Here is a 13,767-nt window from a genome sequence, read left to right as displayed (position 1 = left end):
CAGGTAAGAATTACTTATGAAAGCTGAGCAATTTAAAACAAAATTCAATACCATGCCCGCAGTAATTTCTCCATCAGAACTAAATGAAATTCCATCTGGAAGCCTTATTATCCTTGATGCCAGGGTAGGAAAAGAGAGCTATCAGAATTACCTTAACAAGCATATTAAAGGGGCACGGTTCATAGATCTGGACCGGGATCTGGCGGAGATCGGAGAGGATGCTGCATTCGGAGGAAGACATCCGCTTCCCCGGATTGAAAAATTCGCTGAGACCCTTTCTTGCCTAGGTGTGTATGAAGGAGCGCACATTGTTGTATACGATGATAAAAGCGGAGCTAATGCAGCAGCGAGAGCCTGGTGGATGCTTAAAGCTTTTGGATTTGACGGTGTGAGTGTTCTGGATGGTGGATTTCAAAACGCTGAAAAAGAAGGGTTGGAATTTTCATCAGGTGAAGAGCTCTTTCAAAAAGCTGAAGTTATTAAAAAAGAGGGTTGGCTTCTTCCGGTGTCGTCACTGGAAATGGTTGAAAATGAATTAGTAAACCGTTCTTCGGTTGTGGTTGATGTACGGGATGCCTACCGGTACAAAGGAGAATCTGAACCGATTGACTTAATTGCCGGACATATTCCCGGAGCCATCAATATTCCTTTTTCCGAAAACCTGGATGAAAACGGAAATTTTCTGAAGCCGGAGATACTGAGAGAAAAATACAGGAATCTGCTACAGGGCAAACCACAACACCTGATTATCCATTGCGGATCCGGTGTAACTGCCTGTCATACTATTTTGGCCCTGGATTACGCAGGCTTTGGAATTCCATCCCTTTATGTGGGTTCCTGGAGCGAGTGGAGCAGAAGGGAAGGGAAAGAGATTGCAAAAGACATTTAAAGATACAGTAAAGGCTGCCAGAGACTGACAGCCTTGTTTTATTTTTTACTCTTTCTGTTAAAGCATTCCGAGTTCAAATTTCGCTTCTTCACTCATCATATCTTTATTCCAGCTGGGTTCGAAAGTAAGCTCAAGGTCTACGCTGTTCACATGTTCCACTTCTGCCACCTTATCCTTCACTTCCTGAGGCAAGGTTTCCGCTACTGGACAGTTAGGGGTGGTAAGGGTCATGATAATTTTAACATCGCCGTCATCGGAAATCTGTACGTCATATACCAGCCCGAGTTCATAGATGTCTACCGGAATTTCGGGGTCGTATACGGTTTTAAGCACTCTGATGATGTTTTCACCTATATCAGCAATCTGATCGTCTGTAAATTTCATTTTAGTCTAAATTGATATACCTTTTCAATAAATCCTCCTGACGCATGCGCCGGAAAACGTTGGCCAAAGTTAAGACATCTTTTTCACAATAGTCTACTATTCGCTGCAAGTCTTTCTCTATGTAGTAAATTGATGAAACCATTGATCCGTCAATGTCATCCTTCGGAGTCGGAATTCCGAACACATGTGCCAGTAATTCAAGGGAAACAAAGGTTTTATAATCACCGAATTTCCATAACTCCATCGTATCAATATGGGGGATTTCCCAGGGCTTCTTGCCGAACATCTGAAACGGTACCGGTGGCATCAGTCCGTTGATCAGGAATCTTCTGGCAATCCACGGAAAATCGAATTCCTTACCGTTATGGGCACATAATATGACATCCCTGAGCCTCGGACTGTTGAAGATCTCCCCGAATTCAAGCAGCATCTTCTTTTCATTGTGGCCGGCAAAGCTTTTAATTTTCAGGGTATCGTTTTTTTCCAGCATTCCGATCGTAATGCAGATAATCTTGCCGAATTCTGCCATAATTCCGCCTCTTTCCACATAAAAATCCCCGGCTTCAACATCCTCTTTACGTTGGAATCTTGTCTTTTTATCCCAGAGCCTTTGCTCTGCTTCCGTAAGGTCTTCCCACAGAGCTGCTCCCGGAACGGTCTCAATATCAAGGAATAAAACTTTATCTAAAGGAATGTGCTGCATCATATATTTGTGTTTAACTGTATTCCGTTATCTCTGGTCAGCCTACCTGCAGGCCGTTTTTAACGGGTAATGAAGGTGTAAGAAGGGTTACCTCTTTGGTATCTTCTCCATATATGCCCAGGACAAGGCACTCACTTAAAAAATTGGCGATCTGTTTCTTGGGAAAATTGACTACGGCTAAGATCTGCTTGCCCATCAGGTCTTCTTTGCTGTACAATGCGGTGATCTGCGCAGAGGATTTTCTGATCCCCAAGGGTCCGAAATCAATTTCCAGTTTATAAGAGGGGTTTCTTGCCTTCTCAAAATCCTGGACTGAAATAACAGTTCCTGTCCTGATGTCGATCTTTTCAAAGTCCTCCCACGATATTTCAGGTTTTACCATCATCATAAATATATTAAATGTTCTATTTCAGCTTTCTGTACGGCATATTTCTGTTGAAGTTCAGAGCCTTCTCCCATTCTCTTGTAATATTCCAGCGCCTTATTGCCAAAAAATCTTTTGTGGTAGTCTGATACTTCAGGGATCTGGGGGAAAACCCGATGAAAAAGCATTTCATAATAAGCCTGGAATTCCCTCTCATTTTTATCCTCTACTATATGGCCATGAGCTTTCTGTCTTACATGCAGCATTTCGTGCGCAAGCATATTCAGGACGAGGTGAAGATCAAAGTCAAACAGATTCCTCGGAATCATTACTTTTTGAGGCTTGCCCAGTGGACCTTCTGCCGTAAGGAGTAATGAATTGGGTGAAAATTCTTCCCTGAAACCGAATCCTGCAAAATTCTCATGCTCCAGCTGAAAGGAGCGGATCAGGTATTCCGCAGCCTCTGCAATCTGATTATGCCTTTTATAAGCATCGAGATGGAGATGGATCTGCTCGAAGTTCATTGTGCCGTTTTAACAAATGTATTAAAAATGCATGAATGTGATGTAGGTTTGAGTGCAAAATTTACTAAGGCAGATTCTGATTAAAATGTAAAAACATCACCATCATCGGGGATAATGACTCGATTTACCATGTTATGATCAGATAAGAATTGTATAAGATCCTTTCTGCTTTCTTGTGAAGGGCTTACCGATTCGAGGTGTACAATAGCAATCTTATGACCGGGATAATATTCTAAGAGAGTTTTAATATCAAATTTATCCATGGTAACATGTTGTCCGATATTGAATTTCGCACCTCCACCATTGATGATTATAAAATCAGGGCTGTATTTATCTAATGAATCAATAACGTCATCACACCAGATGGTATCGCCTGTAAGGTACAGTGTTTCTTCTTGGTATTGTATAACATATCCACTTACTTTGCCCATTAAATCACCTATTTCTCCCAAACCGTGTTTTCCTTTTGTCCTTATTATTGTGATACCTTCAAAGATTACAGTATCGTTTACCGGGGTTAGATTGGTAAACTTCTGCCTGTTAAGTTCAGGCATATCTTCCGGTTGACAGTAGATAGGGATTTCTCTGGACAAAATTCCCTGAGCTTTGGAATCCCAATGGTCAGGATGCATATGAGTAAGTAGAATTGCATCTGTTTGCTTAATTAATATTTGTAAATCCCTTTCTGTTAATGGAAGATCTACTAAAGGATTTTTAAGTTTACTGTCAGTCCATGGAAACTTTCCAAAAGAGCCTTTAGGCCCTAACATAGGATCTACCAGTATTCCTTTTTTATTGATACATATAAATAAAGTAGCATTTCTGATCAGTCTGATGTTCATGATAGATTATTTTTAAATTTGTTTTAGCGAATGTAGGTCGTATGGGTCTTACCAACAAGAAATTAACTTTAATGTCAACTGTTCACAAAATTGTAACCTATGAATTATAAAGAAATTGAAAACTGTCCGTTGAATGTTTTCTTGAAGTCTTTCTCGGGAAAATGGAAACCGATCATTTTATATTGCTTTTTCAAGAATGGAAACATGCGATTTACAGATCTTTGGAGAGCAATCCCTGCTGTTTCTAAAAAAGTTTTATTACAACAATTAAAAGAACTGGAAAAATCTGAAATCGTACAACGCACTCAAATTAATACTTTCCCTCCTGAAGTGTTTTATGGACTTTCAGGAAAAGGAGATTCGTTACTGCCTGTTATTTTGATTATAGAAGAGTGGATTACAATCAATAAATATCAGAGTGAACCCTAGTTGAAATTGAAGAAGTCTTATTTCTCGCTTTGTAATTAACATGTGTTCCCCTCCACACAATGTCTTACATGGTTGTGGTACTTTTTAATATTAATCGTTAAAAAACTTTCGAATATTCTCTATAGCCCCGGACTGCTGGAAAAATTCTAACCTGATGATTATTATAGTAGCAATTGGATAATTATTTTGTGGCAATTATGCACATGGTGAATCTCTAAATACAGAGATCATCAGTTTTGTATATGGTCAAGAATTTGATGGCGGATCAGATGTTAATACTTAGGTATTTAATACTCACATTTCTATATCTAAACATTTTCCAAAAACATTTTCAAACACGTCAACTTTTGTCGCTGGCCTGTTTCATCTTTGCATCAGAGAAATCAAATGAAAAATTAAAAGGCACATCTTATAATAAACTATTAAAAAAATATTTTTATACATTCTGTTGCAACTGCATAATGTTGTTTAATGCAGAGCTAATAAGGCATTGAAAACCTAAACATTATGATAAGCAATGCTAATATTTGAAATTTTATTAAAAAATGATAAATATTGGTAAAATTGGTTAAAAAATTGCATAAGCATAAAATATAACAAATTAAATCAACAGCTATGAATATTTCTTACTACGACTTTCAGAACTTACCGGATCAGCAATCCAAATACAACTTTGTGATCAATCAGGGTCGCATGATGAACGAAAAAACAATTAATAATTTAAAGTATGCCTTGTATGAGGTATCCTGTTTTTCAGTAGAAATCATTTATAATACCGATAAAAATAAAGTGGCAGGAATGAATGTTTTTCAGAACAGATCGGTTTATGCTAATTGATTAGCATTTCAGGATTAGCTGTTTAATAAATACATCGGTTACACGTTAAAAGAGCCGTCTCGTTTTCGAGGCGGCTTTTCTAATTCTGCAGGTTCAATAAGCAAAATAATGAGAATAGGTAGGGATCACTTTGATATGATTGGTTTTCTTATTACATTTACCATAAAACACATTGTATGCTGATCAAAATTTACGGAAGTGCCATTCATGGTGTGGCAGCTCAGACCATTACCATAGAAGTTAATGTGGATACGGGAATCGGATATCACTTGGTAGGGCTTCCCGATAATGCCATCAAAGAAAGCAGTTACCGCATTTCTGCCGCGCTTAAAAATGTGGGCTATAAAATTCCGGGTAAAAAAATTACGATCAATATGGCTCCTGCCGATCTCAGGAAAGAAGGTTCTGCCTATGATCTCAGTATTGCCGTGGGCATTCTTGCGGCATCAGATCAGATCCTTGCAGACCGTGTTCAGGAATACATCATTATGGGCGAGCTTTCGCTCGACGGAACTCTTCAGCCTATCAAAGGCGTATTGCCAATTGCCATTCAGGCAAGGGAAGAAGGCTTTAAGGGGATTATTCTTCCGAAACAGAATACCCGGGAGGCAGCGATCGTCAGTGGCCTTGAAGTCTTGGGTGCAGAAAATATCAAAGAGGTGATCGACTTCTTTAATGAAGGCAAGCCGATAGAGCAGACCATACTTGATACCCGGAAGGAATTTCAGGAAAAAATCAACAATTTTCCGTTCGACTTTTCAGAAGTGAAAGGACAGGAAACCGCTAAGAGGGCGATGGAAGTGGCAGCAGCCGGCGGACATAATATCATCCTGATCGGTCCTCCGGGAAGCGGAAAAACGATGTTGGCCAAAAGGCTGCCCAGTATCTTGCCGCCTCTCACGCTAAAGGAAGCACTGGAAACGACTAAGATTCATTCTGTAGCCGGAAAGATGGGGACAGAAACTTCACTGATGACCATCCGTCCGTTTCGTGCCCCGCACCATACGATTTCAGATGTCGCCCTGGTTGGCGGTGGCGGTTACCCGCAGCCGGGAGAAATTTCGCTGGCGCATAACGGTGTCCTTTTCCTGGATGAAATGCCGGAATTTAAACGAACGGTGCTGGAAGTCATGAGACAGCCGCTGGAAGACCGGGAAGTTACGATTTCAAGGGCAAAGTTCACGGTAAATTATCCGGCCAGCTTTATGCTGGTGGCTTCGATGAATCCAAGCCCAAGCGGGTATTTCCCTGATGATCCCAACAATACCTCGTCTACGTACGAAATGCAACGCTACATGAATAAGCTTTCAGGTCCGTTGCTGGACCGCATTGATATACACGTCGAAGTCCAGAAAGTAGAGTTTGAACAGCTGGCTGAACGAAGGAAAGGCGAGAGCAGCGAAAATATCCGGCAGCGTGTCCTTAAGGCCCGCGCGACACAGCATGAGCGGTATAAGGATCTAAAAATCAGCTACAACGCCCAAATGGGGCCTAAGGAGATTGAGCAGTTCTGTGAGCTGGATGAAACTTCTTTCAGCCTGATCAAAACGGCCATGGAAAAACTGAATCTATCTGCAAGGGCTTACGACAGGATCCTCAAAGTAGCCCGGACCATTGCCGACCTGGAAACCTCTGAACGTATTTTATCCTATCATATTTCTGAAGCCATACAGTACAGGAGCCTGGACAGGGATTTTTGGAATGTATGATCAACACAGTTTCTAAAAGGTGTCAGAAAAAGTACTGAATTCATTGAAATCAGGCATTAGTATCTGAAAATATCCATAATTTTATATCTGCTTTTTATTAAAGCATGTTTAATTCAAAAAAATGAAGATGAGCAATACACTTTCTTATGTACATGGAGCCTCCGATATCCCTCTTTTAGGCGAAACCATTGGTGAAAACCTGAAGCGCACTGCTGAAAGATTCCCCAATCAGGAAGCCCTGGTATGCAGCCACCAGGATTACAGGGCCACGTACAGCCAGTTTTATCAACAGGTGAGAAAGGTTTCCAAAGCGCTGATCCATTTAGGTGTAAAAGCAGGAGACAGAGTAGGAGTCTGGTCCCCGAATACCTATCAATGGGTATTGCTGCAGTATGCAACGGCAAATATCGGGGTCATCCTTGTCAATATAAATCCGGCCTATCGAACCAGCGAGTTAATCTTTGTGTTGAACCAGTCTGAAATTTCTTATATGTTTTCTGCACTTGAATTCAAGTCCAGCAACTACAAAAAAATGATTGAGGATGCGAGGGAATTTGCTGCTGTTCTTAAGAATGAAATTTTCTGGGGCGAAAGTTGGGACCGTTTTCTGAACGGAGCAGACTCTGTTTCCGACGAACAGCTTGTAGACCGGGAGTCCGCGGTTCAGTTTGATGATCCGGTGAACATCCAATATACTTCCGGTACTACCGGTTTCCCTAAAGGCGTGACACTTTCGCACCATAATATTCTGAACAACGGATACTTCATCGGCATCCGGCTTCATTATTCCGAAAAGGACCGGGTGTGTATTCCCGTGCCTTTTTTCCACTGTTTCGGAATGGTCATCGGAAACCTGGCCTGCACTTCCCATGGCGCAACTATGGTAATTCCGAATGACAGTTTCGATCCTGTAAAAACATTACAGGTTGTGGAAAAGGAAAAATGCACTTCCCTGTATGGTGTTCCTACAATGTTTATTACGATGTTGAATGAAATGCTGTCACAGGATTTTAATATGCAGTCTTTAAGGACAGGTGTGATGGCCGGTTCGGTCTGCCCGCCTGAGATCATGAAAAAAGTAGGGAGTCTGATGAATATGAAAGAAGTCACAATCTGTTACGGAATGACGGAAACGTCACCGGTATCTACCCAGACAAAGATCGGAACACCGTTTGATAAGCAGGTAAATTCTGTAGGAACGGTCCAGGACCACATTGAAATCAAAATCATCAATCCTGAAACCGGAGCGGTAGTACAACGAGGGGAACACGGCGAATTATGCACGCGTGGCTATTCTGTTATGCTGAAATACTGGAATAATCCTGATGCAACCCGGCAGGTCCTGGATGAGCAGCGATGGATGCATACAGGTGATCTGGCTATGATGGATGAAGAAGGCTACATCAATATCTCGGGAAGGATCAAAGACCTTATCATCCGTGGAGGAGAGAATATTTCGCCAAAAGAAATTGAAGATTTCCTGTATCAGTATCCCAATATATTGGATGCCCAGGTAATAGGGGTGCCGAGTGAAAAATTCGGTGAAGAGGTTATGGCATGGATTAAGGTGCGTGAAGGCTACACAATTACAGAAGAAGAACTGACAGATTTCTGCAAGGAACGGATCGCCCATTATAAGGTGCCGAAATACTGGAAGTTTGTCGAGGAATTCCCAATGACCATCTCAGGAAAAATCCGGAAAGTGGAAATGCGGGAAATCTCAATTAAAGAACTGGGGCTTTGATGTTTTTATTTTGCGTTTAAAACCTGCCTGTCGGCTGGAATTTAAGTGATCATCATAGATCAGATCCCCTTTTTTCCCTCCAGAATCATTTCAATCATTTTCAGCATCCTCCTCTCCCTGGTCTCAGCTTTCTTGGCTTCTTCAATCCAGCGGATGTATTCTTTCCTGTGCGTATAACTCATGGCGTCAAATAAAGCTTTTGCCACAGGATTTTCATTCAATACGGAAGCAATATCTTCTGCAATAGAGACGGTTCTTTCCTCAAGGTCTTCGGTAAGTGAAACCAAAACTTTATCCCCGAATGTTTTGCCAAGCTGTTTCCTGATTTCCTGCGTAAGGCCGAGAAGATGCTGCTCAGACTTCATTTTGGATAGGCTGCCCCGGTATTCTGCATGACCATCAAAGATCGCCCTGATTTTTACCTGTCCTTTCCTTCCGAACAGTTCCTGCACAGAAAACGGAAATTCAACATAGGCAGCGTTCATATTGCCTTGCTGCTGAATGATGGCTGTAAATTGGATGGGCTGTGTTTCCATGAGATATTCTTCTGTCCAAAAATAAAAAAACCGTGAAAGAGATTCACGGTTTTATATCAATATTTAAAAAAGATTATTTCTTCTTTTTACCTGTTGTCGTTTTACGTTCAGCTTTAGGAGCTTTAGTTTTCGTGTCGGCAGGAGTATTTTCACCTCTTACCAGTTGAAGTTCGTCGATCAGTCTTCTGGCACCGGCGTATTTGTCGATGGTCCAAAGAACAAAACGAACGTCTACGTTGATTGTTTTCTGCCATTCCGGTTCGAAAACGATATCACCGCTTAATGCTTCGCTGTTTCCGTCAAATGCAATACCGATAAGGTTTCCGTCTCCGTCAATTACCGGAGAACCGGAGTTACCTCCTGTGATATCATTATTGGAAAGGAAGTTTACCGGCATGTATCCGGCGGCATCAGCATACTGTCCGAAATCTTTCATGTTGTAAAGATCGATCACACGCTGAGGAAGGTCAAACTCTTCATCCCCTTTTTTGTATTTCCCAACAAGGCCGGTCATATCCGTGTAATAATTATCCGTTACCCCGAAATAATTTCTATCACTTCTGATCGGTAATTTGTCTACGGTTCCGTATGTAAGTCTCATGGTTGAGTTTGCATCCGGATAGAATTTCTTCTCCGGCATCGATTTCATCAGACCCGCTAAGAAGAGCCGATTATTTTTAGCAAAGTTATCGTCTACTTTAGAGTATTTTTCGGCAGCCAGCTTCTGGTCTTCCACCAATCCTTTGGCGATCTTCCAAAGCGGATCTGCATCCAGCTTCAGGCGGTCAGGATTCAGAATGAAATTCGTCGCTGAAGTCTTATTGGCAAAAATCGAAGAATAGGCTACGTTGGAAAGGTTTTTGGCATCCAGTCCCATAATCGTAGGGGAAGCAACCTCTTTTTTCACCCTCGTCTGGTAGAGGTTGACCATAGAGTTCAGCATTTCACCTTCCAGCTGCGTATTGAAGTTTTCATAAGCTGCTTTGATGGCGGCATCTACTTTCGGTTTCATAGTAAGCCTTCCCTGCATATCCTGTGCTGCATAAGCATTCAGTACAGACCCCACCTGTAGGGCAAGAGTGATATATTTCGCATTTCTTGAGAGCTGGCTCATATAATTGCGCTCCACATTTCTGTCTGATACCTGCTTGTAATATACTTCGATATCATCAAGAACTCCGTCATACTCTGTATTTCCGGGAAGGATAGACCACTTTCTGTAGATATCTTCAATTTTTTGCTTATCGGTAATCGTTCCGTTTTTTATAACGGCATCAATGGTTCCCTGTCTGTTTTTCCAGTAATTGGCAACGGAAGCATACTGCGAAGCGTAATTAAGCTGGGTAGCTTTATCCTTGTCCATGTATTTCTTCATAACATCCATAGCCAGTTTGGAAGCTTCCACCCATGCCGGATAGTCTTTATTCACCATCTGCTCGATTCCGTATGAAGTCAGGTAACGGTTGGTTCTTCCCGGGTATCCTAAGATCATAGAGAAGTCACCGGGCTTAACTCCCTTAAGGGAAACCGGTAAGAAATGCTTAGGCTTTAAAGGTACATTGCTGGGAGAAAACTCTGCAGGGTTTCCTGCGGCGTCGGCATATACTCTGAAAACAGTGAAGTCAGCCGTATGTCTTGGCCACTCCCAGTTGTCGGTATCACCACCGAATTTTCCTAATGAAGAAGGCGGAGCACCCACCAATCTGATATCTTTATAATCCTGGTATACAAAATAATAAAACTCATTTCCGTTAAAGAAATCTTTTACTACAACGGTATATTTCCCGTTTTCAGAATTCTCTGCCTGGATGGCTTTGCTTTCAGCATCAATAACAGCTTTTCTTTGTTCGGCGGTCATTGAGTTGTTCAGTTTGGAATTGATTCTCTGGGTAGCATCATCCATTCTTACCAGAAACCTTACATACAGGTCCTTGGCATTGAATTCGTCTTTTTGTTTCATGGCCCAGAAGCCGTTCTTAAGGTAATCTTTTTCCGGTGTGGATGCCGCAGCAACAGCTCCGTAACCACAATGGTGGTTGGTAAAAATAAGTCCCTGGCTGGAAACGATCTCTCCGGTACAGAATCCTCCGAAGCTTACGATAGCGTCTTTCAGGCTGGAATTGTTAACGGAATAAATTTCTTCAGGAGTCAGATGAAGACCTTCTTTTTGCATATCAACACCATTAAGCCTTTTGATGAGCATTAGAAGCCACATCCCCTCGTCCGCTCTCATCTGAACAAAGCTCAGCAGGAAAGTGAATAATAGAACTATTCTTTTCATTATATAAATTAATTTTGTGTCGCTAATTTACTAATTTTTATGGGATTCAGTCCCGGGATGGTATAAAAATGGCACAATTAGCACCATGAAGATCCTGATTTATATACTTTTTATCATTTTGCTGCCGGAATCAGTCATCAGCTGCAAGGTTGCAAATGCCGGGAAACAGCAGGTCCAGAGGGAGTGGATGCTGGTCTCTTTCGGAACTTTTTCCAAAGAAGAACTCACGAAAAGCAAAGCAGCGATTAACCTCACGGCACCGGAGAAGAACGGGAAAATACACGGAGGTGCCTTTATGGGGTGCAACAGGATGTTTTTTACTGCAGAATTTGGCAGTGGGAATAAGCTTACTATTTCTGATGTTGGCGGAACTATGATGGCTTGCAGTAATATGCAGCTGGAAACTTCTTTTGCTGCATTTTTCAAGAAAATGAACCGTTACAGGACAGAAGGGCAGTATCTTATTTTATCTGACGAAAATGGTGATTCTATGAAATTCATTGCTGCGGATTGGGATTAACGGGAATGATTGATCTCTCAGGATAACCCTTTGTGCCGATACACTATAATCTAATCAGAAAAAACATTTTCAGAAAGACTTTTTTTGGAGTTTCCTCCTAAAAATAGTATCTTGTAAATCTCACAATACAGACAGAACTGAATGCTAGACAAGAAAGAACATAACTATGAGAAAGCGGTCTTGGTAGGATTGGTAACCAAAGACCAGGATGAAGAAAAGTTAAAGGAATATATGGATGAGCTGGAATTCCTGGCTTATACCGCGGGAGCTACCGTTGAAAAAAGGTTCACTCAAAAAATGTCCCAGCCGGATTCCAAAACATTTGTAGGGAGCGGAAAGGCTCAGGAAATCCGGGATTACGTTAAAGAATATGAAATAGGAACCGTCATTTTTGATGACGAACTCTCTCCGTCACAGCTCAAAAACCTGGAACGTGAACTTGAGGTTAAAATACTTGACCGTACGAACCTTATCCTTGATATTTTTGCCCAGAGGGCTCAGACCTCTTACGCAAGGACCCAGGTAGAACTTGCTCAATATGAATATCTTTTGCCCAGGCTGACCCGGATGTGGACCCACCTTGAGCGCCAGCGAGGGGGTATCGGGATGAGGGGACCAGGGGAAACGGAAATTGAAACCGACAGGCGTATCATCCGCGACCGGATCTCCTTACTGAAGGATAAGCTTAAGACCATCGATAAACAGATGGCAACCCAGAGAAATAACAGGGGCAAGATGGTCCGTGTATCATTGGTAGGATATACCAACGTTGGAAAATCTACCCTGATGAACGCACTCTCGAAATCCGAAGTATTTGCAGAAAATAAACTGTTCGCAACGCTGGATACTACCGTGAGGAAAGTTGTTATCGGGAACCTTCCGTTTTTATTGACAGATACCGTAGGGTTTATCCGTAAGCTGCCTACCCAGCTGGTAGAATCATTCAAGTCTACGCTTGATGAGGCGAGAGAAGCGGATCTCCTTATCCATGTGGTGGACATTTCCCATGAAAGCTTCGAGGACCACATCGATTCGGTCAACCAGATCCTGCAGGAGATTGATGCCCACAGGAAGCCGATGATCATGGTATTTAATAAGATTGATGATTTCAGTTATGAGAAGAAAGAAGATGACGATCTTACGCCCTCAACGCGTAAGAACATCTCTCTTGAAGAATGGACGAAGACCTGGATGGCCAAATCAAAGTACCCTACCGTATTTATTTCGGCGCTAACGAAAGAAAACTTTCCTGAAATGAAAAAGATGATTTATGATGAGGTGATGAAAATACATATTTCGAGATTTCCATATAACGATTTCCTGTTTGAATATTTCGATAATGATGACGAAGAAAATAACGGTTCATGAAAAATTACTTCTTCTTCCTGCTGATCCTGTGGCCTGTTTTCGGCTTCAGCCAGAAATCAGGAATCGATTTAAAATCGATTGATAAAGACCTCAAAGATTCAGCTTCCCCATATTTTTATGAAAAGCTGATTTTTAAGTATAAGGGCTTTACCGAGTCCCTAGACAGCCTTGAGGCACAGCACCTTTACTATGGAAGGAATTTCAGTAAGGATAGGATTTCTACTACAGATGAAAGGTTTGAACAGCTTGCACAGGCTTTTAAAGATAAAAATTTCGATGAATGTATTCGTCAGGGCAAGGTTTTATATGATAAGGACCCTACCAACCTGGACGTGCTTCTTATTCTGCTAAGAGCCTACGATGCCAAGCAGGACAAAGATAATTTTATCTATCATCTGAGTCAGTTGCGGTCATTGACGGGAGCCATCAGAAGTTCTGGGGACGGGAAATCTGAAAAGACAGCTTATCTGGTAAATTCAGTAGGAGATGAATACATCCTTCTGAATATGCTGAATATCGGGCAAGGATATACCAAAGCCTCAAAATCCTCCAAAGACGGAATCATGGATATTTGGGAGAAGGAAAACAATAAAATTTATATCAAAGTATTTTATTTAAATTTATAAAAAACACATAT

Annotated in this window: 15 protein-coding genes; 8 read left to right on the top strand and 7 right to left on the bottom strand. The window is 41.6% G+C overall.

The window, feature by feature from the left end; translation table 11 throughout:
- The first annotated feature begins 52 nt into the window (after window positions 1-52).
- Complete coding sequence (locus tag QE404_RS16025) at window positions 53-889, top strand: sulfurtransferase (RefSeq protein ID WP_307452173.1); 837 nt, start codon at window positions 53-55, stop codon at window positions 887-889.
- Between the two features lie 57 nt (window positions 890-946).
- Here QE404_RS16025 and QE404_RS16020 read toward each other — a convergent pair whose 3' ends face one another.
- The 5 genes from QE404_RS16020 to QE404_RS16000 form a co-directional block, all read right to left on the bottom strand.
- On the bottom strand, window positions 947-1,273 hold the full coding sequence (locus tag QE404_RS16020; RefSeq protein WP_307452171.1) for an SUF system Fe-S cluster assembly protein: 327 nt from the start codon (window positions 1,271-1,273) through the stop codon (window positions 947-949).
- Window position 1,274: 1 nt separating this feature from the next.
- Window positions 1,275-1,979, bottom strand: coding sequence for a 3'-5' exonuclease (locus QE404_RS16015; RefSeq protein WP_307452170.1), 705 nt, complete (start codon window positions 1,977-1,979; stop codon window positions 1,275-1,277).
- Between the two features lie 34 nt (window positions 1,980-2,013).
- Window positions 2,014-2,361, bottom strand: coding sequence for a tRNA-binding protein (locus tag QE404_RS16010; protein WP_307453423.1), 348 nt, complete (start codon window positions 2,359-2,361; stop codon window positions 2,014-2,016).
- Entirely contained in the window at window positions 2,361-2,864 is a 504-nt protein-coding gene (locus QE404_RS16005) for a hypothetical protein (protein WP_307452168.1), read from the bottom strand. Before QE404_RS16005 ends, QE404_RS16010 begins: the two co-directional genes overlap by 1 nt.
- An 80-nt stretch (window positions 2,865-2,944) precedes the next feature.
- On the bottom strand, window positions 2,945-3,706 hold the full coding sequence (locus QE404_RS16000; protein WP_307452167.1) for an MBL fold metallo-hydrolase: 762 nt from the start codon (window positions 3,704-3,706) through the stop codon (window positions 2,945-2,947).
- 99 nt (window positions 3,707-3,805) lie between these two features.
- Between QE404_RS16000 and QE404_RS15995 the strand changes: the two genes are divergently transcribed.
- From QE404_RS15995 to QE404_RS15980, 4 genes are all read left to right on the top strand, one after another.
- Entirely contained in the window at window positions 3,806-4,135 is a 330-nt protein-coding gene (locus tag QE404_RS15995; protein WP_307452165.1) for a winged helix-turn-helix transcriptional regulator, read from the top strand.
- A gap of 615 nt (window positions 4,136-4,750) precedes the next feature.
- Window positions 4,751-4,972, top strand: a complete 222-nt coding sequence (locus tag QE404_RS15990; protein WP_100076060.1) for a hypothetical protein — start codon at window positions 4,751-4,753, stop codon at window positions 4,970-4,972.
- Window positions 4,973-5,148: 176 nt separating this feature from the next.
- Complete coding sequence (locus QE404_RS15985; RefSeq protein WP_307452162.1) at window positions 5,149-6,681, top strand: YifB family Mg chelatase-like AAA ATPase; 1,533 nt, start codon at window positions 5,149-5,151, stop codon at window positions 6,679-6,681.
- A 127-nt stretch (window positions 6,682-6,808) separates the two neighbouring features.
- Complete coding sequence (locus QE404_RS15980; RefSeq protein WP_307452161.1) at window positions 6,809-8,425, top strand: AMP-binding protein; 1,617 nt, start codon at window positions 6,809-6,811, stop codon at window positions 8,423-8,425.
- Between the two features lie 59 nt (window positions 8,426-8,484).
- On the opposite strand, the gene QE404_RS15975 is transcribed toward QE404_RS15980, so the two are convergent.
- Window positions 8,485-8,961: a YdeI/OmpD-associated family protein gene (locus QE404_RS15975; RefSeq protein ID WP_307452159.1), complete on the bottom strand. Its 477-nt coding sequence runs from the start codon at window positions 8,959-8,961 to the stop codon at window positions 8,485-8,487.
- Between the two features lie 73 nt (window positions 8,962-9,034).
- A complete protein-coding gene (locus tag QE404_RS15970; RefSeq protein WP_307452157.1) occupies window positions 9,035-11,242 on the bottom strand; it encodes a S46 family peptidase in 2,208 nt (735 codons plus the stop codon).
- A gap of 85 nt (window positions 11,243-11,327) precedes the next feature.
- On the opposite strand from QE404_RS15970, the gene QE404_RS15965 reads away from it, so the two are divergent.
- The 3 genes from QE404_RS15965 (at window position 11,328) to QE404_RS15955 (ending at window position 13,756) form a co-directional block, all read left to right on the top strand.
- Window positions 11,328-11,762 carry an META domain-containing protein gene (locus QE404_RS15965; RefSeq protein WP_307452155.1) on the top strand — a complete coding sequence of 145 codons (435 nt, stop codon included), beginning with the start codon at window positions 11,328-11,330 and terminating at the stop codon, window positions 11,760-11,762.
- A gap of 141 nt (window positions 11,763-11,903) precedes the next feature.
- A complete protein-coding gene (gene hflX, locus QE404_RS15960; protein WP_307452153.1) occupies window positions 11,904-13,130 on the top strand; it encodes a GTPase HflX in 1,227 nt (408 codons plus the stop codon).
- Window positions 13,127-13,756, top strand: a complete 630-nt coding sequence (locus tag QE404_RS15955) for a DUF4919 domain-containing protein (protein WP_307452151.1) — start codon at window positions 13,127-13,129, stop codon at window positions 13,754-13,756. The genes hflX and QE404_RS15955 overlap by 4 nt, the downstream gene beginning before the upstream one ends.
- Window positions 13,757-13,767: the final 11 nt, after the last annotated feature.

The organism is Chryseobacterium camelliae (genome assembly GCF_030818575.1).
GTDB classification, from domain to species: Bacteria; Bacteroidota; Bacteroidia; order Flavobacteriales; family Weeksellaceae; genus Chryseobacterium; species Chryseobacterium camelliae_A.
This window is presented reverse-complemented; position numbering and strand designations above follow the sequence as displayed.

Bases quoted from the DNA above. Each gene is read 5' to 3' on its own strand.
- QE404_RS16025 (WP_307452173.1), top strand. From the start codon at position 53: ATGCCCGCAGTAATTTCTCCATCAGAACTAAATGAAATTCCATCTGGA.
- QE404_RS16020 (WP_307452171.1), bottom strand. From the start codon at position 1,273: ATGAAATTTACAGACGATCAGATTGCTGATATAGGTGAAAACATCATC.
- QE404_RS16015 (WP_307452170.1), bottom strand. From the start codon at position 1,979: ATGATGCAGCACATTCCTTTAGATAAAGTTTTATTCCTTGATATTGAG.
- QE404_RS16010 (WP_307453423.1), bottom strand. From the start codon at position 2,361: ATGATGGTAAAACCTGAAATATCGTGGGAGGACTTTGAAAAGATCGAC.
- QE404_RS16005 (WP_307452168.1), bottom strand. From the start codon at position 2,864: ATGAACTTCGAGCAGATCCATCTCCATCTCGATGCTTATAAAAGGCAT.
- QE404_RS16000 (WP_307452167.1), bottom strand. From the start codon at position 3,706: ATGAACATCAGACTGATCAGAAATGCTACTTTATTTATATGTATCAAT.
- QE404_RS15995 (WP_307452165.1), top strand. From the start codon at position 3,806: ATGAATTATAAAGAAATTGAAAACTGTCCGTTGAATGTTTTCTTGAAG.
- QE404_RS15990 (WP_100076060.1), top strand. From the start codon at position 4,751: ATGAATATTTCTTACTACGACTTTCAGAACTTACCGGATCAGCAATCC.
- QE404_RS15985 (WP_307452162.1), top strand. From the start codon at position 5,149: ATGCTGATCAAAATTTACGGAAGTGCCATTCATGGTGTGGCAGCTCAG.
- QE404_RS15980 (WP_307452161.1), top strand. From the start codon at position 6,809: ATGAGCAATACACTTTCTTATGTACATGGAGCCTCCGATATCCCTCTT.
- QE404_RS15975 (WP_307452159.1), bottom strand. From the start codon at position 8,961: ATGGAAACACAGCCCATCCAATTTACAGCCATCATTCAGCAGCAAGGC.
- QE404_RS15970 (WP_307452157.1), bottom strand. From the start codon at position 11,242: ATGAAAAGAATAGTTCTATTATTCACTTTCCTGCTGAGCTTTGTTCAG.
- QE404_RS15965 (WP_307452155.1), top strand. From the start codon at position 11,328: ATGAAGATCCTGATTTATATACTTTTTATCATTTTGCTGCCGGAATCA.
- hflX (WP_307452153.1), top strand. From the start codon at position 11,904: ATGCTAGACAAGAAAGAACATAACTATGAGAAAGCGGTCTTGGTAGGA.
- QE404_RS15955 (WP_307452151.1), top strand. From the start codon at position 13,127: ATGAAAAATTACTTCTTCTTCCTGCTGATCCTGTGGCCTGTTTTCGGC.